Origin of the sequence: Proteus sp. G2669 (assembly GCF_009915245.1) — a bacterium.
In the GTDB taxonomy this organism is placed as follows: domain Bacteria; phylum Pseudomonadota; class Gammaproteobacteria; order Enterobacterales; family Enterobacteriaceae; genus Proteus.
This window is the reverse complement of the sequence record NZ_JAABLX010000055.1, coordinates 96,121-123,083: the sequence shown is the minus strand read 5'-3', so window position 1 is coordinate 123,083 and position 26,963 is coordinate 96,121. Positions and strand designations below refer to the sequence as shown.

The 26,963-nt window shown below is 33.4% G+C and carries 19 protein-coding genes and 3 pseudogenes; 10 read left to right on the top strand and 12 right to left on the bottom strand.

Features of this window, described 5'->3' with window-relative positions; genetic code table 11:
• Positions 1 to 184 precede the first annotated feature (184 nt).
• The 3 genes from GWI68_RS18035 to GWI68_RS18025 are packed head-to-tail and all read right to left on the bottom strand — an operon-like array spanning position 185 to position 5,151.
• Positions 185 to 1,312, bottom strand: a complete 1,128-nt coding sequence (locus GWI68_RS18035; RefSeq protein ID WP_166541168.1) for an ABC transporter permease — start codon at positions 1,310 to 1,312, stop codon at positions 185 to 187.
• Entirely contained in the window at positions 1,313 to 4,069 is a 2,757-nt protein-coding gene (rbbA, locus tag GWI68_RS18030; protein ID WP_208105257.1) for a ribosome-associated ATPase/putative transporter RbbA, read from the bottom strand.
• Positions 4,070 to 4,077: 8 nt separating this feature from the next.
• On the bottom strand, positions 4,078 to 5,151 hold the full coding sequence (locus tag GWI68_RS18025; RefSeq protein WP_166541166.1) for an HlyD family efflux transporter periplasmic adaptor subunit: 1,074 nt from the start codon (positions 5,149 to 5,151) through the stop codon (positions 4,078 to 4,080).
• A gap of 856 nt (positions 5,152 to 6,007) precedes the next feature.
• Here GWI68_RS18025 and GWI68_RS18020 point away from each other — a divergent pair.
• Both GWI68_RS18020 and GWI68_RS18015 read left to right on the top strand, forming a co-directional pair.
• Positions 6,008 to 7,042: an isoaspartyl peptidase/L-asparaginase gene (locus GWI68_RS18020; protein WP_166541165.1), complete on the top strand. Its 1,035-nt coding sequence runs from the start codon at positions 6,008 to 6,010 to the stop codon at positions 7,040 to 7,042.
• A gap of 332 nt (positions 7,043 to 7,374) precedes the next feature.
• A complete protein-coding gene (locus GWI68_RS18015) occupies positions 7,375 to 8,367 on the top strand; it encodes a tyrosine-type recombinase/integrase (protein WP_166541164.1) in 993 nt (330 codons plus the stop codon).
• Positions 8,368 to 8,461: 94 nt separating this feature from the next.
• Here the strand turns inward: GWI68_RS18015 and GWI68_RS18010 are convergent, their stop codons facing one another.
• The 4 genes from GWI68_RS18010 to GWI68_RS17995 form a co-directional block, all read right to left on the bottom strand.
• Positions 8,462 to 9,913: an AMP nucleosidase gene (locus GWI68_RS18010; protein WP_166541163.1), complete on the bottom strand. Its 1,452-nt coding sequence runs from the start codon at positions 9,911 to 9,913 to the stop codon at positions 8,462 to 8,464.
• Positions 9,914 to 9,980: 67 nt separating this feature from the next.
• Positions 9,981 to 11,321: a hypothetical protein gene (locus GWI68_RS18005; protein WP_166541162.1), complete on the bottom strand. Its 1,341-nt coding sequence runs from the start codon at positions 11,319 to 11,321 to the stop codon at positions 9,981 to 9,983.
• 107 nt (positions 11,322 to 11,428) lie between these two features.
• Positions 11,429 to 12,337, bottom strand: coding sequence for an AEC family transporter (locus GWI68_RS18000; RefSeq protein WP_166541161.1), 909 nt, complete (start codon positions 12,335 to 12,337; stop codon positions 11,429 to 11,431).
• A 190-nt stretch (positions 12,338 to 12,527) separates the two neighbouring features.
• The gene (locus GWI68_RS17995) at positions 12,528 to 13,013 is read right to left on the bottom strand and encodes a GNAT family N-acetyltransferase (RefSeq protein WP_166541432.1); all 486 of its coding nucleotides are present in this window, start codon (positions 13,011 to 13,013) and stop codon (positions 12,528 to 12,530) included.
• Positions 13,014 to 13,150: 137 nt separating this feature from the next.
• Between GWI68_RS17995 and GWI68_RS17990 the strand changes: the two genes are divergently transcribed.
• Genes GWI68_RS17990 through GWI68_RS17980 form a run of 3 tightly spaced genes read left to right on the top strand, consistent with a single transcriptional unit; the run spans position 13,151 to position 17,632 of the window.
• A complete protein-coding gene (locus GWI68_RS17990) occupies positions 13,151 to 14,260 on the top strand; it encodes a glycerol acyltransferase (RefSeq protein ID WP_166541160.1) in 1,110 nt (369 codons plus the stop codon).
• Positions 14,254 to 15,135 (top strand): phosphatase PAP2 family protein, encoded by an 882-nt coding sequence (locus tag GWI68_RS17985; RefSeq protein ID WP_166541159.1) that lies wholly within the window; start codon positions 14,254 to 14,256, stop codon positions 15,133 to 15,135. Before GWI68_RS17990 ends, GWI68_RS17985 begins: the two co-directional genes overlap by 7 nt.
• Positions 15,119 to 17,632 (top strand): PEP/pyruvate-binding domain-containing protein, encoded by a 2,514-nt coding sequence (locus tag GWI68_RS17980; RefSeq protein WP_166541158.1) that lies wholly within the window; start codon positions 15,119 to 15,121, stop codon positions 17,630 to 17,632. The genes GWI68_RS17985 and GWI68_RS17980 overlap by 17 nt, the downstream gene beginning before the upstream one ends.
• An 88-nt stretch (positions 17,633 to 17,720) precedes the next feature.
• On the opposite strand, the gene GWI68_RS17975 is transcribed toward GWI68_RS17980, so the two are convergent.
• Positions 17,721 to 18,206 (bottom strand): hypothetical protein, encoded by a 486-nt coding sequence (locus tag GWI68_RS17975; RefSeq protein ID WP_243733456.1) that lies wholly within the window; start codon positions 18,204 to 18,206, stop codon positions 17,721 to 17,723.
• A 247-nt stretch (positions 18,207 to 18,453) separates the two neighbouring features.
• On the opposite strand from GWI68_RS17975, the gene catA reads away from it, so the two are divergent.
• Positions 18,454 to 19,095: a type A chloramphenicol O-acetyltransferase gene (gene catA, locus GWI68_RS17970; protein ID WP_166541157.1), complete on the top strand. Its 642-nt coding sequence runs from the start codon at positions 18,454 to 18,456 to the stop codon at positions 19,093 to 19,095.
• Positions 19,096 to 19,186: 91 nt separating this feature from the next.
• Here the strand turns inward: catA and GWI68_RS17965 are convergent, their stop codons facing one another.
• On the bottom strand, positions 19,187 to 20,179 hold the full coding sequence (locus GWI68_RS17965) for a prolyl oligopeptidase family serine peptidase (RefSeq protein WP_166541156.1): 993 nt from the start codon (positions 20,177 to 20,179) through the stop codon (positions 19,187 to 19,189).
• A 513-nt stretch (positions 20,180 to 20,692) separates the two neighbouring features.
• Between GWI68_RS17965 and GWI68_RS17960 the strand changes: the two genes are divergently transcribed.
• Complete coding sequence (locus GWI68_RS17960; protein ID WP_166541155.1) at positions 20,693 to 22,492, top strand: AIPR family protein; 1,800 nt, start codon at positions 20,693 to 20,695, stop codon at positions 22,490 to 22,492.
• 65 nt (positions 22,493 to 22,557) lie between these two features.
• Here GWI68_RS17960 and GWI68_RS17955 read toward each other — a convergent pair whose 3' ends face one another.
• A complete protein-coding gene (locus GWI68_RS17955; RefSeq protein ID WP_166541154.1) occupies positions 22,558 to 22,776 on the bottom strand; it encodes an ogr/Delta-like zinc finger family protein in 219 nt (72 codons plus the stop codon).
• A 52-nt stretch (positions 22,777 to 22,828) separates the two neighbouring features.
• Positions 22,829 to 23,308 (bottom strand): annotated as a pseudogene (locus GWI68_RS17950) (contractile injection system protein, VgrG/Pvc8 family); the annotation flags it as partial.
• Between GWI68_RS17950 and GWI68_RS20530 the strand changes: the two are divergent.
• Together GWI68_RS20530 and GWI68_RS17945 are read left to right on the top strand one after the other, a co-directional pair.
• A pseudogene (locus tag GWI68_RS20530) lies at positions 23,291 to 23,455 on the top strand (hypothetical protein); the annotation flags it as partial. The pseudogenes GWI68_RS17950 and GWI68_RS20530 overlap by 18 nt on opposite strands.
• Positions 23,416 to 24,372, top strand: a pseudogene (locus GWI68_RS17945) (phage portal protein). The pseudogenes GWI68_RS20530 and GWI68_RS17945, both read left to right, overlap by 40 nt.
• A gap of 70 nt (positions 24,373 to 24,442) precedes the next feature.
• Here GWI68_RS17945 and GWI68_RS17940 read toward each other — a convergent pair.
• Positions 24,443 to 25,297 (bottom strand): hypothetical protein, encoded by an 855-nt coding sequence (locus GWI68_RS17940; RefSeq protein WP_166541153.1) that lies wholly within the window; start codon positions 25,295 to 25,297, stop codon positions 24,443 to 24,445.
• A gap of 263 nt (positions 25,298 to 25,560) precedes the next feature.
• On the opposite strand from GWI68_RS17940, the gene GWI68_RS17935 reads away from it, so the two are divergent.
• Positions 25,561 to 26,910 (top strand): P-loop NTPase fold protein, encoded by a 1,350-nt coding sequence (locus GWI68_RS17935; RefSeq protein ID WP_166541152.1) that lies wholly within the window; start codon positions 25,561 to 25,563, stop codon positions 26,908 to 26,910.
• Positions 26,911 to 26,963 lie beyond the last annotated feature (53 nt).

Here is a 26,963-nt window from a genome sequence, read left to right as displayed (position 1 = left end):
AATGAGTTTTACTTAATGTCTTACCTTAAATATACTATTTACTCTTGTAAATATTAATTATTAAAACCCCATAATTAAGTAAAAACACCAAGCGGAGATAATTTAATTAATAAAAAACCTATCCCCTTCTATATTTAATAATAGAAGAGAATAGGTTAAATTATCGATTAATATTTAAAATTTATTAGGCCATAGCCGAAATGGTTTTTCTAAAACGTAATAAGGCTAATGAGAAAAATACCGACCCAATAACAATTAAGACAATAAATTGAGGCCACACAATAGAGAAATCAGCACCACGATATAAAATGGCCTGAGCTATACTCACGAAGTGTGTTGTTGGCATTGTTTGCATTACATCTTGTACAAACTGAGGCATACTTTCTCGTGATGTCATACCACCAGATAGCATATTTAGTGGTAGTAAAACCATAATCATCAATAAACCAAATTGTGGCATTGAACGCGCCATTGTACCTAAGAAAATACCAATAGAAGTTGTCGCAAATAAGCTTAAAGCAACACCACACATAAACAGTAAAACCGAGCCTTCAATAGGTACATTAAGCAAGGTTTTTACCACTAAGACTAACGACATTACCGATGCCAATAGTACAACCAAACCCATTGACCATATCTTAGAAAGCATGATTTCAAACGGAGTTACAGGCATAACCAGTAAATGTTCAATGGTTCCGTGCTCTCGCTCCCTTATTAATGCAGCTCCTGTTAATACTATTGATAACATAGTGATATTATTGATAATTGCCATCACAGAGCCAAACCAAGATTGTGTTAGGTTAGGGTTAAAGCTCATTCTTACTTCTAAATCAACAGGTAATGGGTCATTGGTTCTGTTTTTGGCTAAAAAGGTTTTCGCCTCTCCCATTACAATATTTTGTATATAACTATTACCTAAAAAAGCTTGGCTCATTCGTGTTGCATCGATATTAACTTGTATTTCCGGTTTACGACCCGCTAAAAGATCGCGCTGAAAATTAGGTGGAATATCTAATGCAAACGTATAAGCGCCTCTGTCTAACAAACCATCTATTTGCTCAGGAGTGATATCTGCAGGTGGCAAAAAATAAGGCATATAAAAACTATTTACAATACGTGCAGATAATTGTGATTTATCCTGATCAGCAACCGCAATCGGTGCATGGTGTAATGAACCCGGTGTTACCGTTGCAGATGAGTAAATCGATACGGTAAAAGCAAACACAATTAATGCCAGCATGGCCTTATCACGTGAGAGGCTTCGTAGCTCTTTTATACCTAAGTTAAATACATTTTGCATTGTGTGCCACATTTAAGCCTCCTGCTTTTTCAAGAAAAAGACACTTAGGCCAATTACGATAGGGATAGTAATAAGCAAAGGAATAAAAGACCAAGGCAAATCAAAAAGGTTTAATCCTTTAGAAAAAGTCCCTCTTGCGATAGTTAAGAAATGAGAAGTCGGATAAACATGCCCTATCCATTTACCAATGCCTTCTAATGATGAAACAGGGTCAATCATTCCTGAAAATTGTGTTGCTGGAATTAAGGTAATAATTGAAGTACCAAAAATAGCGGCAATCTGACTTTTCATGAAACAAGAGATTAATAACCCCATCCCTGTTGCGATCGTAATATAGAGCAATGCCCCTAAAGAGAGCGTAAGCATACTGCCTTTAAAACTGACGCCAAATACAAAGACTGAAAGCGCACAGAGCATAAAAAAGTTAAACATTCCCAATAAGATATAAGGAAATTGTTTACCTAATAAAAACTCAGCCTTGGTAACAGGTGTAACATAAAGATTAATAATAGAACCCAGCTCTTTTTCACGTACCACACTCAATGCACTTAACATTGCAGGGATCATCATTAATAAAAGTGGGATAACAGCCGGTACAATAGCAGGTAAGCTTTTTACATCAGGATTATAACGATAACGTGTTTCGATATTAATTGGTGATAATTTATCAACCACGTTTGTTGGTTGACGCATTGCCATATCAAGCATCCATGTTAAGTGCATTGCCTGAATATAACCACGTACTGTTTCAGCTCGATTTGGCATCGCACCATCTATCCAAACGCCTATTTTTACAGTATTTCCCTTTGCAACATCACGGGCAAAGTTAGGCGGAATTTCAATTGCAACGGTGATATCGCCACTACGTAGCCGACGTTCAAGTTGGTCATAATCAGTGATTGGTGCTTTTTCAATAAAATAACGAGAACCTGACAGATTTTGGCTATATGCTTGACTTAAACCCGTTTGGTCTCTATCCATTATACCAAAGCGTAAGTTTTCAACGTCCATGCTAATTCCATATCCCATAATAAACATGAGAATAACCGTTCCTAATAACGCCAGTGTTAGACGCACAGGATCACGACGCAACTCCATTCCTTCACGAATACTATAGCTAAATAAACGTCGTAGACTAAATCGTTGTTTTAAGGCTTTTTCTGCACTTTCATCGCTAGATGCGGGAAGTTGTAGTGTTTTTTCATTAAGTTCAGGGTTTTCCTGTTCACCCGATGCCTTCTTAAGATAATCAATAAAGACTTCTTCAAGGGTATCAAATTGACTATTTTTGACTAAATTACTCGGAGTATCAGTGACTAAAACTTTACCCGCATGCATAAGTGACATTCGGTCACAGCGTGCAGCTTCATTCATGAAATGGGTTGAAATAAAAATAGTGACACCGTCACGTCTTGATAAGTCAACCATCAAGTTCCAGAACATATCTCGAGCAATAGGGTCAACCCCTGAGGTTGGTTCATCCAGTATCAACATCTCAGGTTTATGAATAACTGCGACTGCAAGGGATAAACGTTGGCGAATACCTAATGGCAAACCATCAGGAAGGACATCTTCAACATCGGTTAAATTAAAACGCTCACTCATCGCCTTAACTTGTAGAGGAATTTCTTCTTCAGGAATATGGAAAAGTTTGGCATGTAATTCTAGATTTTGTCGTACCGTTAATTCACTATAAAGTGAAAAGGCTTGCGACATATACCCCACTCGACGACGAGTTTCGATATCTTTAGGGTCAACTTCTTGACCAAATAACCAAGCTCGCCCCTCACTAGCCTCTAATAATCCCGTCAGCATTTTCATTGTGGTTGATTTACCACAACCATTTGATCCCAAAAATCCAAAAATTTCGCCTTTAGGAATACGAAAGCTCACATGATCAACCGCAACAAATTGACCAAAACGCATGGTTAGATCTTTAGCTTCAATGGCAATCACATCATCGTCGCTTTTATCTCTAGGAGGAATAATTACTTTTTGATGATTCTTTTTCTTTTCTTCAGGTAACAACTCAATAAAAGCGGCTTCTAATTCATCCGTATGAGTTTGTGCTTTTAATTCATTGGCATGACCTGTTGCTAAAACTTTTCCGGCATCCATAGCAACCAGCCAATCAAAGCGCTCAGCCTCTTCCATGTAAGCAGTCGCAACTAACACGCTCATGTTTGTTTGGCGTTTACGGATACGATTAATTAACTCCCAAAATTGAGCACGAGATAAAGGGTCAACCCCTGTTGTCGGTTCATCTAGAATAAGTAATTCAGGATCATGAATTAATGCACAACATAAACCCAGTTTCTGTTTCATCCCACCAGAAAGTTTACCTGCTGGTCTGTCACGAAACGGCGCTAAACCCGTACTTTCAAGTAAGTCGTTTATACGCTCTGCTCGTTCTTGTTTTGATTGACCAAATAGACGGCCAAAAAAATCAACGTTTTCAAAAACAGAAAGTGTGTGATAAAGGTTTTTACCTAATCCTTGTGGCATATAAGCAATACGAGGACAAACAGCCCTTCGATGTTCAACATCATTCATATCACCATTTAAAACAATGACTTGCCCTGTTTGAATCTCTCTAGCTCCTGAGATAAGAGAAATTAAACTCGATTTACCTACACCGTCAGGGTCTATTAGGCCGACCATTTTTCCTGCTGGAATAGTCAATGTCACATCATCAAGTGCTTTGGTATCGCCATAATGTTGGGATACATGAGTCAATTCAATGATATGAGAATGACTTTGCGTTCTCATTGTTTGACTCATTGTGGTAATTTCACCTCTAAATCAGTTGGCCAAGATTGATTGTTATCTAATCGAATATAAGCACGACCTGGTAATCCGGTTTTTACATATTCAAGATGTTTTTCAAGTAACTCAGGTGAAATTCTCGCTCTTACACGAAACATCAATTTCAGTCTTTCATTATCCGTTTCAACTGTTTTAGGCGTAAATTGAGCAACACTAGCGACATAAGTCGTTTTTGCAGGAATAACAATATGAGGGGCTGCATCTAAAATAATATGAACGTCACTACCTAAAGCTGCTTGACCTGCCGCTTCAGTTGGTAAAAAGAAGGTCATATAAACATCACTTAAATCAACCATATTTAACACACGACCGCCAGCGCCTAAAACTTCGCCTGGCTCAGCAACACGATATTGAACACGACCATTACGAGGGGCTTTTAAAATACTGTCATCTAATTCAGCCATGATGCGTCTTTCGGTTGCTGTTGCGGCATCTACTTTTGTATTTGCTTGAATAATGCCCGCTTTTGCAGATTCAATAGCAGCTACGGTTGCCGTTTCTTGCGCTTTGGCAGCTTCAACGGCAGCTCTAGCCCCTTCAGTTCTGGCGATATCATCATCTAATTGTTGAATAGAAATAGCATTGGTTTTTACTAATGCGCGAGAACGATTGAGCCTTTTTTGTGCTGCATCCAGTTCAGCAATACGTTGACGAACCACCGCTTGGGCAGCAAGTTGTTCGCTGTTACGTTGTGATAATGCAGATTGAGCAGTAACAACACTGCTTTTTGCTTGATTTAATTGTGCTTGAACTTCATGAAGTTGTTCTTTAAGTGTACGAGTATCCATATTGGCTAAAACTTCACCTGCTTTAACAAAATCACCTTCTTGCACTAAAATAGAGTCTATTCTTCCTGGACTTTTTGTTGATATATCAATTTCGGTTGCTTCTATTCTCCCATTACTTTGAGCAAATCCAGAAGGAAGTGTCGGTGCTTGGGATTTCCACCAAAAAACACCGGCAGCAATTATCGCGATAAGAATAATACCGTAAACAAAAAAACGACTCTTTTTTTGATTTTTCATATAAATTATTTAACCTTCCTTTAGCCATAAAATAATACCCAAAATGTGTTTATCTGCTGTATGTCAGAAAATAGTTAAATAGTAAAAACTGATTAATTTTTTATTTTATCTATATTTAAAAATAGTTCATTTGTATTAATAAAGCTAACTCATACCTAATAAAAAAATAAAATGTTAAAAGCTAACCTTATGAATTATAAATATTATGTTACTATAATAGAGCCTTAACTCAAATTAATGTAGTGCTTTTATCACAGAATCCATTATCCCTTTTTGATTATTCGAAGAAGCACACAAATTGTATATAAAAAACACCTTTTTATTACATTCAAATACAAACGAAATAATAACAATTTGTTATCAATCGCTTATCAATATTAAAACGATACTTGTCTTTTTATTTTCTTTTATAAAATAACTAATTATTAGTTAACTGTAATGTAACCATCTATAGCAACAGATTGAATTTATTGCATAAATTAATTGAAGCCTATTTTTAAATACTTATTTTAAATACCTAGAAATAATCAGTAAAAATAGCATTATTAATTTTAAATTGAATATATTATTACTTACTTAACATATTTCTTCTGATATAAAAACAACCTCTAAAAAATGTAACCACTTGAATATGTTATAAAATAAATCGTAAAGTAAAATAACCCTATGACAGAGATCGATAAATCAGAAATAAATTCAAGTGTTCAGACCACTTATGTCTTAAACTTTTTATATAGTGATTATTGCAGTTAGTTATTATAGCTAACTTACGTAATTAATTAGAACTTAGGAATAAAGCGGTAAGAAAACATATGAAAATATCAAATTAATTTTAATCTAAAATAAGAAGGGTTATATGAATAATATAAAATATAAACTCGCCACAATGACACTTTGCACTCTATTTGCTACCTCTGTTTATGCTAATACCCAATCCCCTATTCGCCTTGTTATTCATGGTGGTGCAGGCACAATTACTAAAGACACTATCACCCCTGAGCAAGAAAAAGAATATAAAGAAAAACTGACTGAAGCATTAAACGCAGGATATGCTGTTTTGAATAGCGGAGGCACTAGTATAGAAGCGGTTCAAAAATCAATTAACGTAATGGAAGATTCGCCTCTCTTTAATGCAGGAAAAGGCGCCGTTTTTACCCATGATGGACGTAATGAACTTGATGCTTCTATTATGGATGGAAAAACACGCAATGCCGGTGCTGTTGCTGGAGTCACTACAGTTAAAAATCCTATCAATGCAGCTATTGCAGTAATGGAAAAAAGCCCTCATGTTTTAATGGTATCAAATGGCGCAGATGTTTTTGCTAAAGAACAAGGGCTGACAATTGTAGACCCTTCTTATTTCCGTACCGAAAATCGCTGGCAACAACTCCAAAAAGCGATAGAAAAAGAACAAATCGTTTTAGATCATGATGGAAAAACAGCTGCACTTTTTGTTGATCCGATGATGTACGATTATAAATATGGCACAGTAGGTGCAGTTGCTCTGGATCAACATGGTAATTTAGCAGCTGGAACTTCAACTGGCGGAATGACTAATAAACGCTATGGCCGAGTAGGCGACTCCCCTATTATTGGCGCAGGTAACTATGCCGATAATGAAACAGTTGCTGTATCTGCAACGGGTTCTGGTGAAATGTTTATCCGTACATTAACCGCCTTTAATATTGCCGCCCAAGTTAAATATCAAAATCTACCTTTAGAAATAGCGGCACAAAATGCACTTGATGAAGTCAAAGCTATTAATGGAAGTGGTGGTGTTATCGTATTAGATAAGTCAGGCAACTATACGATGAGTTTTAATTCTGAAGGTATGTACCGTGGCACAATCGGTAATGATGGAAAACCTGTTGTTGCTATTTATAAAGAGTAAATTTAAATAGTCATTTTTCTATTTCGTACCCAATTTCTTCCTTATTTTTAAACAGAGAAAAATGAAGATCTTGGGTACGAAACCTTAGCTCATCTCCTATTATTCGTCTTATTCCCTACATTTTTTCTGAAAGAAATCTATTCTTAATTTTAGAGACAATTCAACTCGATTACTATTTACACTAACTATGTTCAATTAACATTCCAATTGATGATAAAACAAACAAGATCCATTCTACTTATTAAAATGATCCTTTGAAAAAGTAGCTTTTTTCTTTTTTGGATCTGTTAGAATATTCATCATGGTTATGTTGATTTAATAAGGAAATCACAGTGGAATTTCACCACGACGATCAGGAATTAACACCTGAAACATCGCTAGTTTTGTCTGAAAAACAAGCATTATTGGATCTGAATGCAACATTCACCTCACCCGCTCATACTAATCCTGCAATGGCATATTTAATGAGTTTGGGTTCAAAACGTAGTCGTCAAACAATGGGATCGTTTTTAACTATTGTTGCTAAGATGATTGGTTTTTCTTCTCTCAAAAATTGCCAGTGGGGAGCACTTCGCCGGCATCATATTCAAGCCATTATTGATATGTTATCTGATGCCAATAAAGCCCCCGCCACTATCAATACTTATCTTGCTGCTTTAAAAGGTGTCGCTTTAGAAGCTTGGGCAATGAAACAAATGGATACTGAAAGTTATCAGCATATCCGCCAAGTTAAATCGGTAAGAGGAAGTCGACTCCCTAAAGGTCGAGCTCTAACGAGTAGTGAAATTCGTGCTTTATTTAAAAGTTGTGAAAAAGACAATTCATCGAAAGGTTTAAGAGATGCCGCAATATTAAGTGTGTTATTAGGTTGCGGGTTACGTCGTTCAGAAATAGTCGCTATCAATTACGAGCACATTCAATTTCGTGATCAAGCTTTTCTTGTCAGAGGTAAAGGTAATAAAGAAAGAATGTCTTATATGCCTGATGATACTTGGGATCGCGTTCAATTATGGATTGATGAAATAAGAGGTACTCAAGATGGCCCTCTTTTTACTCGAATTCGTCGTTTTGACGATGTAACAACTGAACGAATTACAGACCAAGCTATTTACTATATTTTAGAAACTCGTCAGCAAGAAAGTGGTATTGATAAATTTGCTCCTCATGATCTTCGAAGAACTTTTGCTTCCGCAATGCTTGATAATGGAGAAGATATTGTGACTGTAAAAGATGCAATGGGTCATGCCAGTATTATGACAACTCAGCGTTATGACAGACGTGGGGATGATCGACTAAGAAAAGCAGCACGCCATTTACGTTTTTAAATTTTATTTTTGAATAATTCACTTTTGATAAAATCAAATAAAAATCCCAAACTATTGAATTAATTATAATTTGGGATTTATTATTACTTACAATTTATCTGAAAGGTGGTTCATTAAATGTTCTCAATTTTCGAGAGTGCAAATTATTTTCTTCTTGTTTAAGTAACTCGATAGCTTGTATACCAATTTGCAAATGTTCTGACACAGCGCCCTCATAGAAATGATTCGCCTGACCAGGTAACTTAATTTCACCATGCAAAGGTTTATCTGATACACATAATAATGTGCCGTAAGGAACTCGAAAACGATAGCCTTGTGCTGCGATTGTTGCACTTTCCATATCAACAGCGACGGCGCGACTTAAATTAAATCGTCTAGCTGAAACAGAAAAACGTAATTCCCAGTTACGATCGTCCGTTGTCACAACGGTTCCTGTTCTTAATCTTTGTTTTATTTCATGCCCTGGTTTTCCACTGACTGCTTTAGTGGCGTCATAAAGTGCACGTTGTACTTCTGCAATATTTGGGATTGGAATATCAGGCGGTAAAACATCATCTAAAATATGGTCATCACGCAAATAAGCATGGGCTAAAACATAATCGCCAAGTTGTTGGCTTTCACGTAATCCGCCACAATGACCAATCATTAACCAAACATGAGGCCGTAAAACCGCCAAGTGGTCACAAATTGTTTTTGCATTTGAAGGGCCAACACCAATATTAACTAATGTTATTCCGGGGCCTTCTTTAGCAATTAAATGATAAGCTGGCATTTGATATTTCTTCCAAGTTAAATCTGATATTAACTTTTCAGGATCAACAGTATCTGCTGTAATTTGTTGAAACCCAGCACAGGAAAGCGCGCAATATGGACTATCTTTATCCGCAACTTGATCACATGCCCAACGAACGAATTCATCAACATAGCGATTATAATTAGTGAATAAAATATAAGGTTGAACATCTTCAGGTAATGTACCTGTGTAATGTTTTAAACGTGCCAATGAGAAATCTGTACGTAAAGCATCAAAATGAGAAAGTGGTAAAATATCCCTATCACAAATTAATCCATCGGTAATTTCATCACCAATTTTAGATAAGTCAGTTGTCGGGAAATATTTAGCTAAAGAAGCACTCATTTTTCTATCAAAACCAACACCAGTTCCATCAATGACAAAAGGATAAGGGATCTCTTGTTTTGAGGCACTAACTTCAAAAGTTGCATAGTAGGCATCAGCAATAAGTTGCAATTGTTCTGATAAATAGTTTTCAAATAAAGCGGGATTAGTAATAGTGGTAGAATAAGTTCCTGAGCGAGATAAACGCCCATAAGCTCTCGTTTTATCTTCTGTTTTTATTTCTCCAGACCAATGCACTGTTAATTGAGGATAAGCAAATAATCCTTCAGCTCTTTGTTTTATATCGGGTAATGTTCCATTTTGTGCATAATCAACAATTGCATTACGTAATGCATCAACGGCATTTTGATATTGTTCTTTTAGTTTGGTAATAACTGCTTGGATTTCAAGGTGATGAGGTTGTGACATAAAAAGAGCCTCTTACTTATTATTGATTTATAACCATAATAGCAAGAAGCTTTGTTTAGCCCAATAGTCAATACTTCAAGATTGCGTATTCATATTCACTTTTGTTATCAAGAACAAGTGTTTTATTTTTAATATCATAGTCAAAAATTAATTTAGTGTTATCTTCTAACGTAATATTCCTTCCAACTAATAATAACTCTGAAATATTAGAGTTAACAATACCCATAATATTCATATATTTATCTAATGAAAAAGGCTTTCCTATAAGTTCTTTACTAACGAGGTTGACTAAGTTACAGTGTTGCTCATTAACATACGGTAACTCTGTATTTATTAAATTCTTTATATTTTCTATATTATTATTACTTTTATCTTGTAATGATTTTTTATTTTCTATTTTAATTTTTATTGTGTTTTTACTATTATCTTTTATAATATCTATTACCGTTTCTGCTGAATAAGGAACATTAATTAATCCCGCAAGTGTATCTTGTTTCATCAAAAATGATTTAAATTCAAGAAGTCCTTTTTGATATAATAAGGAATAAATTAGTTCCTTATTATTTTCATCCAAATCTGTAAATTCATTTTTTAATTTTTTAAATTCTAACTCTTTGAATGTTTTTTCGTCTAATTCTTGTGGTTTATTTCTTAGATCAGCAACGGAAATACTATTAATTTTCAATGACATCCTTGATAGGTCATTAAGTAGTTCAGCCTCAATTTTATCTAATAATCTTTTACCTTCTTTATTTGCTTTTTTTCTTTCATCTTCAATTAATGCCTTTAATTCACTAGGAAACTTCTTGAAATCAAAATTAGCTTTTTTATATAATCTGTTTGTTAATATGAAATTTCTATCAAATTTATTTTCATTTACAACCTTAATTTTATTATTTATTAAATTGATAATAACTTCTTTTTTAATATCATCGATTTTATTAATGTTATTCTTGTTTTTTTCATCCCAGATTGCTATAGCATCAAATATAAACTCATCAAAATCATTTTCTTTTAATGCTATTATTATATCTGTTATTGATTTCAAATCATTGTCAATATCATTTATATTATATGAAAAGCTTATTTCTTCACTGTCAGGATTTTTATCCAATTTAATAGAACAAGTTATTTCATCATCGTTTTTTTCAATCAAAAAATTTTTTTTATATTCATTACCAGTAGTAAGGTTTTCTAATTTACAAAATCCAAGTATTTTATCTAACTTAGATGTTTCATCATTAAAAAAAGTATTTTTAATTAATGGGATAACCGTGCTTTCTTGTCCAAAGCCAAACCAATTTTTTATTTTTTCCCATATAGTTCTTGCATCTAGTGGATTGGATGCATCTTGTATTTGCTTTGCATTTACAGGACTTATTGAATAATCAGCAATTTTTATTGGCATTATATTCTCCTAATATCTAATATTATGAAATAAAAATATCAGGATAAAGATTTTATGATATAAAAAAACAATCTAGTTATTTATGATATTTTGATAATGAAACCTTTCTATATTGCTAAAAAACTTAAAATAATAGGTAATGTCATTACTGCAAGTATCGTCTGAGATGTAATGATCCCTGCCATTAATTCAGAGTCGCCCCTTAACTGTCGGGTTAAAATATAAGAAGTTGGCGCTGTTGGAATAGAAAAGAAAATAACTAAAAGCATCATAACTAATGAAGATAAACCTAAGAAATAAGCAACGCTATACGCGATTACCGGTACTATAAGCAATCGGGTAACTGTGTTAATACCAATCATTTTGCTTTCTGCTTTTAGTGTTGATAGATGCAATGCTGCACCAATACAAATAAGTCCTAAAGGTAAACTCGTTGCTGCTAACAATTTCAAGAATTGATCGCTACCAAAAGGAAGCCCAATTCCTGACAGATTTATTATGATGCCAATAACACAAGAGATAATTAAAGGGTTTTTTATGATAGGTAATATCAATTGACGCAAAGTCACATTTTGCCCTGCAGTTAAGCAAAGCACTGAAGTTACGTTGGATAGAGGAACTAGTGTTGCTAATATCAAAGCCGCTATTCCCAAGCCTTCAACACCAAATAAATCAGCAACAATAGCTAAACCTAAATAAGTGTTAAATCGAATATTACCTTGAACAATTGCACCAAAGCGACCCGCAGACCACCCTGTTATTTTTTTCAAAATAACACACAAAATAGTGACAATAATAACTACAGAAAAAATAGCCCCAGCAAGGTGGGGTAATTGAGGATCAGATAAAGGAGCATTCGCCAAACTATTAATCAATAGGGCAGGAAAAAGTAGAAAATAGTTAAGTTTTTCAGCTCCTACCCAAAATGCGGGTTCAAACGTTTTATTTCTTCTTAAAATTGCACCTAGCGCAATTAACGCGAATAATGGCCATAACGTTAATAACACATTTTGCATAATATTTATCCTAGAGATGTCGTGATACTTTACAATATCGTAACATCAGGGCGATTGCTATTTTATGTTGTTAATACAATAACCAACTCAAAATATGATAAAAATATAGCAATATCGCATTTTCAGAATAGCATTTTTTATTTTTAGATCATTCAGTACAAATTTTTTTTATGTGCATAAATTCCCGAAGCTAATCTAAATCAATGTACATTCGATAACAATGTAGATTTGCTTTTGCTAAACTTGAATAATAATCTCGCTCTTCTAATGCTTTAAAGCCCTGTTTTAAATAAAATATTACTGCGTTAGGTGTTGCATCCAAAAATAATTTTTTTTGCCCCCTCTTTATTGCTTCATGTTTCAACTGTTTTAAAATAAGTCCTGCAAATCCTTTCCCCATATATTCTGGTAATGTAAAAATTGCTTCAGCAAAACCTGTTTTGACATCTAAAAAACCAGAAGCTACTGGAATGTTATACTCTTTATAATCAATTACATAAAATGGATTATCTATAATAGCTTGTCGATATCCATCAGGCATTTCATCGGGAGTCCATGCAGCTAAAATAGCTTTTGGATAAACATTCTCACAACCAAATCGCAAAGCTTGATTTCGTAAATACCACAATCTTTTTGCTTCCTGTGGTTCAGCAAGTCTAAGTTGAATCATACTCATTTCCATCTTATTCATTAGAATTAAAAGCCTCGAATCAGTAAAAAACTACTATTCTAATAGTGCATTTTAAATTTTTTAGTGTTACTTTTTTTTAGAGCATGATATGTTTTGGCAGAAGGATAATGTAAGGAAATCTTATGCCTAATTCAATATTACCTTCCCCAATAAAAAAAACCTCCTCTTTTGTTGCTGGTTCTGAACTTCCTTTTTATTATCAATTCATATCCACTTCAATTAGAGAAATCTATTTTTCAAAAGTTTCACTTATTTACCATAATAGATCTCAATCCGAAAATACACATCCAAAGCTAATTCTTTGTAGTCATCGGAACAGTGCTTTTGATGGTTACATTGCATTGAAGGCATTTCCTAAAGCTCAGGCTTTAGCATCAATACAATTATTAAATAGTTGCATAATGAAGACTTTTTTTACGGGCATTCCCGTAGTTAGAAAAAAGGATAGACAACGTTTAGGCATAAATACAAATATATTTTCAAGCCCTTCAGAAGCAGCAATTGCGCATATAAAAGCAGGCGGAGATCTCCTTTTATTTCCAGAAGGCAGTAGTGAGTGGGGTTTCCAGCCTTTACCTTATCAACGAGGAGCTGCAAGAATTATTAGAACATTAATCAGTGAGGGAGTAGATTTTGATATTATCCCTATGGGATTATTTTATATCGCACCTGATAAATTCAGTTCAAAAGTTGAAGTTTATATTGGAGATAATATATGTATAACCTCGAAAAAAGATAATTTATCAATCAGGGAATGGGAACAAAATATTCATAAAGAAGTATCTAATGCATTAAATAAAATTTCTGTTAATTGTCCAGATGTTGATATTTTTGAAAAAGCCTCATCCTATGCTTTTAATAAAAATAAAGAAGGATACTCTTATGCTGAATCCTTTATTGATTATCAAAATAATTTATCTCAAGCAGATAATAGCAATAAAACTATAGAAAAAACCTCTCAATCTTCTATTCTAATTTGGCGTTATATTTCATTTTTATTTATGTATATTTTATTCCCAATATTACTTTCATCATTTATCGCATCTCATTTTGCTGATGCACGTAATACCGTTAGCTTCTTCAAAATATTAGGTGGCGCTATTGCCTCAGCAATTTGGCTTCCGATCTTAGTCATGCTCCTATTCTTTTCACCTCTATTTATTGGTATAAGCTTAGTCAGTGCATCATTCGGCTTCATATTGATAAGGAAGAAAGGCGCCCAAATATGTTAACGACTAAAGCTAGGATGCTTTTTAACCATCTATTTTCCGTGCAACTCTTTATTATCTGGGGACTTGGTACTTATGGTAGTTGGTTAATTCATGCTACAGAGATGCTAACACCTATTTTCTTAGGTTTGTTTTTATGGATTTTATTGGTTTTTGTCGGATATAAAAATCAACATTCAACATATCATTCGCGATTTTATTGGTTAGGTTTGTTACAACTGATTGTATGCTGGACCATTTTTCCCTTATTTAAGTCAATTCGCTATGGATTATACCAATGGAGTTTTGATGATATTTTATATACTTTGGATAAGTTCTTGTGGTTTGGAAAAAGTTTACCCGAATGGTCTATTTTTTTACAATCAGGATGGCTAAGTGAATTTCTTTCTTTTTGCTATTTTAGTTTCTATTTTCTAATTATTGGTAGTGCCCTGTTCTTCTTTTTTAGCCGGAATAACGTGCTAACTAAAAACTATTTTTTCGGTTTAATGCTGATGTATTTTTTTGGATTTATTGGTTACTTTACTATTCCAGCCGCAGGTCCTTACTCTGCATTTCCTTCTGATTTTAACTATCCCGTTTACTCTGGCGCTATGACACTATTTCTGACTGATCTCGTTGATAAAGGCATTACAGGAATGGATGTTTTTCCTTCATTGCATACTGGGATAACGCTTTATATTGTTGGTTTTTTCTATTTATCAGGTTATCAAAAAACGGCTTATTGTTTATTTCCTATCCTAATAGGGCTGATTTTGGCAACTGTATATTTACATTACCATTATGGCATTGATGTTATTGTCGGTGCTTTACTTGCATCATTGGTGCTTTACATCACTTGTAAAAATAATAAGGTCGAATATGGAACTCATTTATAAAATTAACGAGCCTATTGCTTCTGAAGTATCTATTAGTGGGGGTAAAGGTGCGAGTTTAGCAAAAACAATTCAGTCACTGCCTGTTCCTGATGGTTTAATCCTCTCTTGTCAAGCTTATCAGTTATTTATCACGCCCTTACTGCCTGAAATTAATCACTTATTATCAGAAAAAAAGCAAGAAATTGAAGTCGTTAGTAAAAACATTCGCCATTTAATTTTACAAGCATCCATGCCAGAGAGCTTAATTCATTCTTTAAATTCGAAATTAAACGAGCTCCAATTAAATAACACTGCTTTAGCGGTGAGATCTTCTGGAACATTAGAAGATATGCCTGGAGCCGCTTTTGCGGGGCAACATGATACTGTATTAGGTGTTAAAACTTTGCCTAATTTACTGGAAGCTATTCGCCAATGTTATGCATCTTTATGGCACACGCACGTTATGCTCTATCGCCAACATTTAAATTTACCCCATACTCAAGCATCAATGGCGGTCGTGCTACAAAGAATGATTAACGTCCAAGAGAATGAAGCTGCGGGTGTGGCTTTTTCTGTTGATCCAGTTCAAGGCTCTCTTTCTACTGTATTAATTAATGCCGCATTTGGATTAGGTGAAACTGTTGTTGCTGGTGAAGATCCTGTCGATGAATTTCTAATTGATAGAGAGAGTTTCTCATTAAAACAAGAAACGATTGCTCAAAAAATAAATGCCATTGTTATGGTTGATAATGGTACTAAAATCTTACCTCTTAAATCTGCTCAACAATCCATGTCCTCGCTGACAGCAGAACAGTGTAAACAAGTAGCTGAACTTGCTATCTCAGCGGAAAAATATTTTGATTTCCCACAAGATATAGAATGGGCATTTCATGATGGAAAATTATGGCTTTTGCAATCACGCAATGTGACACAAATTGCCCCAATTTGGACAAGAGAAGAATCAGCAGAAAGATTCCCTAATCCTATCACGCCATTAACATGGGATATGTGTGAAGCGGGTTTTCATTCATCATTAAACTTTAGCCTTAATCTTATGGGGCTTCCTTCATTTAATGGTAAATGGTTCGGTATGCAAGATTATTATATTTACGGCAACCAAAATGCAGTTTCCTTGTATAGTAATCGTCTCCCTACATCGATGATGAATGATTTACCTACCCTGTTAAAATCGTTGCCTGAAATTGCACAAAAATTCAGTTGGGTACAGGAATTACCTATTACTTGGATGCGTGATTTAGATAAATATTTAATCTCTATTGGTGCATTGATGAATGAACCATTGCAGGATAAAAGTTTGCCTCAGCTATGGGATTATGTGCAAAGAATTAATAAATTAGGCGCTGATTACTTTTTACCTAACATTGCCATATCCTTGACTCAGCGCTCACTCTATTCTGCATTGATGGCATTGCTAAAACTTTTCTTCAAAGAAGAAAAATATGCTCATACCGCATTCGATAATTTAATTGCGATGTCTGAAACTAAAACGGGGCAAGTGAACGCTGAACTTTGGGCTCTCTCTCGTTATGTTCGACAGCACCCTCAACTTCTCAAACTTATAACATCCATTGTTCCTGAAAGTATTATGCAAGAAATTGAGGTATGTGATCCTCATTTTCACCAGCAATTTTCCTTATTTTTAGCAAATCACGGTCATCGAGAATTAGACTTTGATGCGTATCATCCAACTTGGCTAGATGCCCCCCATATTGTGTTGACTCAAATTAAGGCAATGGCTGATTTAGCTGATGATAAACAAGTAGATGATCCATTAGGTAAAAAAATTCTACAATCAGAAACTGAATTTTCAATTGTTTCTGATGCTCCTGAAGAGTTACGTTTTTTCTTACAAGAGATTATTCGATTAGCTCGAGTTTATACTGCACTTGATGACTTAGAACATTATCAAACAACACGACTAGCTTTACCTATGCGTCGCGGATTAAAAGCATTAGGAGAGCGATTGGTTATTCGTAGTGTTTTAGATTGCCCAATGGACATTTATTTTGCTAATGAACAACCTTTAGCTAATGCAATTCTTGCAGATGATCCTACTGAGTGGAATCAGTTACGTCATCATATATACCAAAACAAAACTGGATATCTAAAAGCAAAATCAGTTACCCCACAATGGATTTATGGCGAAGATGGCGGTGATGAACTGAATACAAATGAGCACCAATTAAAAGGGTTGGCTGGAAGTGCAGGCATTGTTGAAGGTGAAGTTTATCTTGTTCATGGCCCTGAAAATTTTGCCGAATTTCCACAAAATGCCATTTTAGTTGCAAGAACAACCAATCCAGCTTGGACTGCACTTTTTTATCGAGCTTCCGGCATAATTACAGAAAGTGGTGGACCATTATCTCATGGTGCTGTTACTGCTAGAGAATTGGGATTACCTGCCATTATGGGCGTTCGTAATATATTGAATATTTTAAAAAATGGGCAAAGAGTAAAAGTTGATGGGCAAAAAGGAGTCATTGAGATTTTATCCTAACTTTTTGATAAACCATGAGCCATATGCCTTGATCAGAAAAAGCATCTTTTTAGATGCTTTTTCTCGTTTCACACAACACATTTTTTAATTAGTTATTTTCTTTTTCTTCTGACGTTTTATTAATGTCGATATCAACTTTATAAGCAGAAGGTGCAAGTAAAGCAACCAACCCACCTATTAATAAAACAACAAAAAGCACCATTAACATGGTTGGCGCATTAAAGAGCAAATATGGCATTAATAATATAGGACTGATAGTAAAAACAAGTGAAATAATGACTGGATAACTTATACCAATATCTCTCACTCGTTGTGATAAAATCAGAGTAAATATGTAGATTTGTATTATTAAAAGTACAATTTCGATTAAACCATATGGCGTAAAAGAAAATTGATAATAAAAGGCACTTTCAATTATTGAATCTGCGCTTTCAGGATAAAGTAATATATACCAGCGATATATTAAGTTTTCGACAATAGCAAATAAAATTGACCAAGCAATTTCTAAACCTAAAAAAGAGAGCCTTCCACGTCTTTGTTGTTTCCATTGATAAGCAAGTTTAGCTTGCATCATAAATCCCTTCATTTTTTAAAAAGTAACCTTCTTATCATAATATACTTAATGTCTTTTTCCAAAAAAATGTTATTGTAGTTAGTGTCAGCACAAAAATACCTTTAATATTTAATAATTAGTGCAATAATACGTTATATTATCTTTTATAATAATTAAATATGTGAGGAGTTATTATGCAGCCTATTCAGACAACCCGTTTTGCCCTTCTTCACTAAGAAAATTATTACTTAACAAGAAGGGCTTAAAAATGAATTATAAAAAAATCGATTTAGAACAATGGCATAGAAAAGAACACTTTTTACATTATCGTCATAACTTGCAATGTGGTTTTAGTTTGACAACTAAGTTAGATATTACGGCCTTAAGGGATATATTAACTAAAAATAATCTTAAGTTTTACCCTGTAATGATCTATTTGATTGCAAAAACGGTAAATTATTATCCTGAATCTAGAATGGCAATAAAGAATGATGAATTGGTTATTTGGGATTATATCAATCCTGCATATACGATTTTTCATCCAGAAACGGAAACTTTTTCAGAGTTATGGAGTAAATATGTTGAAGATTGGCGTTCTTTTTTAAAAGAATATAAGCAAGATTATCAAAAGTATAAAGATAATCTGAATCTATCTGCAAAACCTAATTTACCTGAAAATCATTTCTGTATTTCGATGATCCCGTGGGTAAGTTTTGATGGATTTAATTTAAATATTGCTAATGTAAAAGATTATTTTCCTCCTATTTTTACTATGGGAAAATATATTCAACAAAATGACAAATTTTTATTACCAATATCCATTCAAGTACATCACGCTACTTGTGATGGTTTTCATATAGCAAGGATGATTAATAAACTTCAAGAGTTATGTGATGAGTTTTCAGTTTAACCATATTGACTTTTAGATAAAAAACTCGCCCTTTTATCAATTAAATAAAAGAGCGAGTTATTAAAAATCTGTTCAAATATAAATTAAATTATTATCGAACTTGTTTATTGATCCATTTTATTTCTTCATTAGTGAATCGAATATTGCTTTCTTTATTTGTATCAGTATCTTGTAAAATTTTATCTTTAATTAATTTACTGACTGGAACAATAATATTAAAGTGATCACCATTTTTAATACTATATATTTTTAATGGAATATCATGCACCATTGCAACGGCACGTAGCTCATTAAACTCATTCCAAAAATAGTCTCGTCCTTCAAAATAAAAAGTTGGTGTTTTTATTGATTTAATATAACGATATACAGATCGAACATTAAATTCCTCTTCCTTATTTCTATCAAAAGGTAACTCAACTATCATATCCCCTTCAGCTCTTAATTTAAGATCAGGTATTCCACCTAAAGAGAAAACAGCTCTAAATTTATCACTATATTCACTCGCTAATAATGCACGTGTTCCTCCAGTGCTATGTCCAACGACATAGATACGTTTAGCGTCAATGTAAGGCAATGATGCTAAATATTCTCTCGCTGATTCAAGATCTTCCAATTCGCCATAGAACATTTCATAACGACCAGGATTGGTATTTTCACCTCGAAAAGATGGGATCATCAGTACCATATTGGGATCTCGGAAAATAGCACCTGTTTGGTCATTATCAGCCGGTTTAGGTTGCCAAAAATAGTCATCACCCCCTATTCCACCGTAGCCTCCATTTAGCCAGATCACAGCAGGTAATTTCGTTTTTTTGTTTGCTGGAGGTGGTGTTAAATAGGCATACATATCACCGGGTTTGGCTGGGTATTTAATAACATTAAATATTTCTGGTGGCGCTTCCCAAGGTGGATCAATATTATCAAAACTGTCATTTATAATTTCGGTTTTAAAACGTTGATGTGCTTCAAATAAAGTTTCATCACGAATTTCGATATCTGCATTAACAGAAAAAGAGCTAATACTTACCAAAGAAAAAAGAATTGCAGGAACAATTTGTTTAAAATTCATCATTTTTATATTCATATCAATCAACTTCCCTATAGATTATTTAAGTCGTGAGATAATAGCATAGGTTGTTTGAGGTTTATGAATAGAGATTTTTCGATAAATTAAAAATTCAAGGTAGAAAAAAAGCATCTCAATTGAGATGCTTTTATAATGTAAAAGAGTTAATTTTTAAACCTAGCTTACTTATTTTGCAGTCGTGCGAATCAAGTAATCAAATGCGCTAAGTGAGGCTTTTTATACTGCTTTAATAGATTGATATAAAAGGATTTAATCAGCGTCAATGTCTACATATTGACCACATTTCGGAAAGCCTCTTGAAATGAACAACCTAAGTTCAAAAAGAGAGGCTTTTTGTTAATTACTGTTAATTAATACAGTATATTTTTTATCTATATAACAAACTTAATACTTATTCCAATAGTATTTCATCAATAATGTGATTATTTACCCAAAAATAATATTTTCCGCATGAATATATTTATTTATAAGGTAAATTTATTTCTAAATTTTATTTTTGAGGATATTAAGTTGAATAAAAAATACACAAGTTTTGATGATAGTGACTTTATTTCAGCATTAAAAAAAAGAGAAGATCTGGAAATTTTTGAAGAAAATAAAGAAGCTGTATTTGCTTTAGAATTGTTCTTTGGTTTAGATGATGCATTAAATACAATATCTTCAGCAATTACTGGAGGTAGAGATGATGCTAAAATAGATATTTTATTTGTTAGCCGAGAACTTAGATCTATTGTTATGATACAAGCTTATGAAGCTCAATCATTTAAACCAACCGCTAAAGGTAACAAAGGTGCTGATTTATCATACGCAATAGGAGTTTTACTTAGTTCATCTCTTGATGATATTCCAGTAGAAATTCGCCCTCATGTTTCTGATGCTAGAGATGCTTTATCAGCAGGCGAAATAGATATTATTCACATTTGGTATGTACATAATTGCCCCGAAAGTGAGCAAATAAAAAAACAAATGGAGCCAATGTCAACACCAATGCAAGAACAACTAAAAAAATATAATAATGAAAAAATTAATGTTAAAGCCAGTATTCGCGAAATTGGACTAGAAACTTTAGATGAATTATATAAATCATCTACACAATCTATAATTATCTCTGATGAAATATCTTTTCCTGAAAATAGAGTTGGTTTTCTTAAAAAAAATTCTGATTGGGAAACTTTTGTTACAACAATTAATGGAAAATGGTTAGCGGATATCTATAAAAAGTATACATCTACAGAATTATTTAGTGCAAACGTAAGAAATTTTATGGGAGCCAATAATAAAGATAATGATAAAATCATAAATGCAGGTATACAACGTTCATCAAAAGAAACGCCTCATGATTTTTTTGTATTTAATAATGGAATTACAGCATTAGTTCATGACTTTAATATCGTCACTGAAGAGAGTCAAAAATACTTAAAAAGTATTAAAGGAATTTCTATAGTTAATGGAGCCCAAACAACTGGTTCACTTGGAACATTAAAGAAAGAAGTAAAATTAGATGAAATAGAAATAGGTATACGCTTTATAAAGTGTGAAAATAAAAAATTAATAGAGGAAATAACTCGGTACAACAATAGCCAAAACAAAGTTATTCAATCAGACTTTAGAGCTAATGATCCTATACAAAAAAGATTAAGACAAGAGTTTTCAAAGCACAAGTCAGGAAATTATGATGGTGGTTTACGTGGAGTACCTTGTGCAAATAAAAAATTAAAAATAGATGCTCATACAGCTGCTCAAGCTTTAATGGCATGGCACGGTAGCCCATATGATAGCTATCATAATAAAATGAAAATATGGGAAGATGATAATCTTTATCAAAAAGTATTTAATCCTTCCATTACAGCAAGACATGTCATTTTTATCTATACACTACTTGAAGCTTGTAATATTTTACAAGAAGAATTAAAAAATAAGGATAGAAAATCTAAAATCAAAGAGCACGAAAAAAATTTCCTATCATTTTTAAATGAAAGAGGAAGTTCTTTTTTAATAATACATGCAATTAGACGTATAATTGAAGTAATTATCGAAAATAGTATCAAATCACCATATCGTATTGGTTTTAAAGATACTGTTACTAGGAATGACTGTATTAACTTATGGAAAGATTTATTAACTATTTCTTCTTTCCAGTTACAAATGCTAAAACCAGGATTAAAAAATCGATTATCGAACCAATCTGCAATAAAAGATAGTTGTGGCCAATTTGAAGCTATATTTGGTACAACATTTTTAATGTCTAAGCAAAAAGATCCTACAAATCCGTACATGAATTTTATAAAAAATATTGTAAATAAAATATAAAATAAAAAATGAAACTAAGATCCCCTGAGTTTTTATAGTACAATTTTTCTCTCCGGGGATTTCCATCAAATCCCCAACGCCTGCTGACAACACTTATCAAGATGTGGCTCTACTCGTTCAATCAATTGAGGCTTTGAAATAAACCGCGTTACGGTTTCATGGCTGACGAACGTCGCGCCACAATTGATATTCTGACACTGGTTATAACGTTCTTTGGTATCGGAAGATATTTGCTGACTACTACGAGTATGTGCGGCATGACCACAAACAGGACAAATCATCATAAACGGGTTACCTCTTTATGATGTGGAAATTACCTGTAATTATACACAGGCACTATTCCTTATCCATATCTATATCACTGCTTTTGACTTCTAATTCTAACGAGGTGGTAAACCCGCTATTGTTCAGCGAATGGCTCACCGTGACCAACGTCCAATAAGCATTATCAATCTCAGGTTTAAAACCGCTCACTTGTACCGGTAACTCAGGAAAGAGATCTGCACGCCCTTTCGCCAGCGTAATACTAAATGAAGCAACACCTCGCTGTATTTTTTCCCACGCGGCTTTCGCGGCGCGTTCGGCATTGGTTTTACTCGCGTAAGTATGAGACAACACCATCACGTTACCTTCTTCACCGACAAGGTACTCCCCTTGTTTCTCTTCTTCTTTTTTCGGTTTATCAGTAGTGGGTTTTCTGCGCCTAATTTGTGATTGTGTTTTCTCTTGCGGTTTACGGGTATTTAAATAATTTGCAGTCACGCCGGTATAAGCGCCTCTATCGACCAATGAAAAACGGTGTCCATCTCCCACACTACCACAGAAAGCGGTAACCGCCTCACTTATGAAGCCTCAAGCGGACACGCTGACCTTGCGTGGGCAACGATGCACGCCCTTTTCAACGTGGCACCGCCAATAACAGCATGGAAGCCTTTACCTTTGGTGATCTCGCTCCGGTGTTAGATAAACGAGAAATCTTTGATTATCTGGAATGTGCGCAAATTGATAATTGGTATGAGCCCCCAATTAGCTTTGATGGGTTATCAAAATTATTTCGCGCTGCGACTCATCATAGTAGTGCAATTTATGTCAAACGTAATATTTTAGTCAGCACATTTCAGCCTAACCGTCTTCTCTCTAAGTTAGACTTTAGCCGGTTTGCGCTCGACTTCTTAACATTCGGCAATGCCTATCTTGAACGGCGTAATAATATGGTGGGTAATTTATTAAAACTCACACCAACACTGGCAAAATATACCCGTCGTGGTGTTGCCGATGACAGTTATTGGTTTGTACGTTACGGCTATGACTCACAACCTTATGAGTTTAAACCCGGCAGTGTATTTCAGTTATACGAACCCGATTTAAATCAAGAGTTGTACGGGTTACCGGAATATCTGGCGTCCACCATGTCAGTGCTACTGAATGCTGTTCCGTCTTAAGTATTATCGTAATGGAAGCCATGCCGGATTTATTTTATACGTCAGTGACGCATCACAAAACCAAAGTGATATTGATAAAATCCGTAAAGCAATGCAAAACTCAAAAGGTCCCGGCAATTTCCGCAACTTGTTTATCCATGCACCGAACGGCAAGAAAGACGGCGTACAAGTTATTCCACTAAGTGAGATTGCGCAAAAGATGAATTTCTTAATATCAAGAATGTCAGCCGTGACGATATGTTAGCGGCACACCGCGTACCACCTCAAATGATGGGGATCATTCCACAAAATACCGGTAGCTTTGGTGACGTTGAGAAAGCGGCAAAGGTTTTCTTTCGTAATGAGTTGGCACCACTGCAAAGCAAGATATTACAGATTAATGATTGGTTAGGTGAAGAAGTGATTAAGTTTGATAAGTACACATTGGATGATGAGTAAATATTAATAGAAAATATCTTGGAAAAGTATAATTTTTTCCAAGATATTAACAAAAAATAAAGTGGTATTTTTATTTTTTTATTACTGTGGAAGAAACTTCACCATTTATAATTTCAGGAAATATTTTTTTTTGCCATTCAGAATCAATCTTATGGTAACGTATATTATTTGATACTTTATCAAAATCAATTACATATTTTACATTATAATTTCCATTAGGTAATTTTTTAGGATTACAAATAATAACCCCCATAAGATTAAGACAATCTTTTGATTTTTTGGGTAAAAATGCAACATTAAATTTTTTAGATGACTGTATAGAACGATAACACCAAGCATCTTGCTCAGGGTAACTAAAATATGAATTTGCAATCGCGTGAGTAATCGAATAGCGATTTTCCTCACCATTTTCAACAACTATTGAAAACTCCTCATTTAAAAATGAATATAATAGTTTTGTTTTATTATCTTTAGGTAAACTAGAGTTTTCATAGTCTCCCAATACAGTATATTTTATTTTTCGATATGACTTATATACCATGATTGCTATATATGAATTATCTCTCGCTCTAGCTTCATCAATAGCTAGTTCAAAATCATCAGGACAACAATATAAAATACTTTCATTTATATTATTTAGTCGACCTCTTGTTTTTATAATATATTCAGGTGGTTCCCAAGCATCTTCAATTCTAGATATTGTTTTAAAAGGATTACAAATATCTTCTGAAGGAATGGGGCGAACTCGATAAAAAGGAGTTCCTATATCATAGATTTTCATTTCAACCGGACAAATATAATTGTCCCCAAATATAGACATAAGCTCAAGAGTAATATCTCCTTTATTTACTCCTTTTTCTATATTATTCCTAAAGTTATCCATTCTTTTCTTTATTTCATTATCATCAATATTAGAAGAAAACATAATATATCCTTTAATTTTTCATTAACTGTTAGCTTAACGTTTGGCCCCTCAAAACGCAATCGTGACCCCGCCACGCCCGCGCACTAAATGTGTCGATTTTTATGCAGATGCAAATTCTCATCATAGCGCCTGCAATGGCATTAGTGTATATAAAAAATGACGGCACAATAGATTCAATATCATGCAAAATTATTCAGAATTGCTTACCATGCAATAGTAACTATCTAAATAGATTTCATATTAAACGTATTTAAGGAGTTGTTATGAGATTGTCACCAGAAGAACCTGATTTTTTTCAAGGGTTTACAAGCGAAAATGATATTTTTAATAGGAAAGCTTTATATGACAAAATTATTAATGTCGTAAACCATTCTGAAGATAGTAACTTAGTTCTTGCATTAAATGATAAATGGGGAAATGGTAAAACCTCTTTTGTAAAAATGCTAAAAGCAGAATTAGAACTATCAGAAAATAATATTAATGTTATTTACTTTGATTCTTTTAAAAATGATTACCAAAAAGACCCATTATTACCAATGATATCATGTGTATACAATAGTATAGAACATGATGAAAAATCTATAAAAGAGAAAGTATTCCAAACAGGTAAAAGTGTTGCTTTAAGCATTTCAAAACAAGTTCCTAAAAGTATAATCAATATATTAACCTCTAAATTAATCGACAGTGATGATATAGATAAAATTAAGGAATCAATTGTTGATGCCACAAATGCCCCTTGGGAAAGTTACATTGAAGATAAAATAAAAAACTCACAAGAAGAAGAGGATAAAATCGAAAGTTTTAGAGCCATATTAAGGTCTATACACCAAAAAACAAATAATAAAACCTTGTTTATTATTGATGAGTTAGATAGAGCAAGACCTGATTTTTCATTAAATCTTTTAGAATTAATAAAACACATATTTAATGTTGAAGGTTTTTATTTTCTGCTAGTTATGAATAAGCAACAATTTGAAGAATCAATAAAAATAAGATATGGAAATATTAACTCATCACTATATTTAAATAAATTTATAGATTATTGGTTTACTTTGCCTAAAGATATATTCACAACAGATAAATACATAAATAGTGAAGGATATCGTATGCCTAAACATTTAACTTTAGGAACTTATCTTCAACACATAGATAAAAATAATATTTTTATGAGAGAAAGCGATGTATTCAATATGTTACTGTACCTATTTAACTTCAACAATGTATCTCTTAGAGAAATAGAAAAATGTTATTCTTTAATTTCAATTATAAAAAACTCCAATAAAATAATGATGCTTAATAGTGCACATCAAGTTATTGTTGGCTTGATTTGTTTTATAAAAATTAACAATGAACCGTTATTAGAAAAATTAAAAAGAAAAAATATAACTCCAGAAGAAGTACTTACCATATTGAATATACCATTAGATCAGAATTTATTTGATACATCACTTCACTATTTGTATATGGTACTTCGCTATGAATTGCTTACTGGTGAAGAGTTTAAAAAGCTTAAAGATAATAATTACTTTAGAGATATAGACAGTTATTCTGGTAGAAAAATAAGATATTTAGAAAAGATAATTGATTACTTTGATGATATGTCCATAGATTAATTTCATAATGGCTTAAATTATTCTCAAGAATATTTTAAGCCATTTTTCATTAA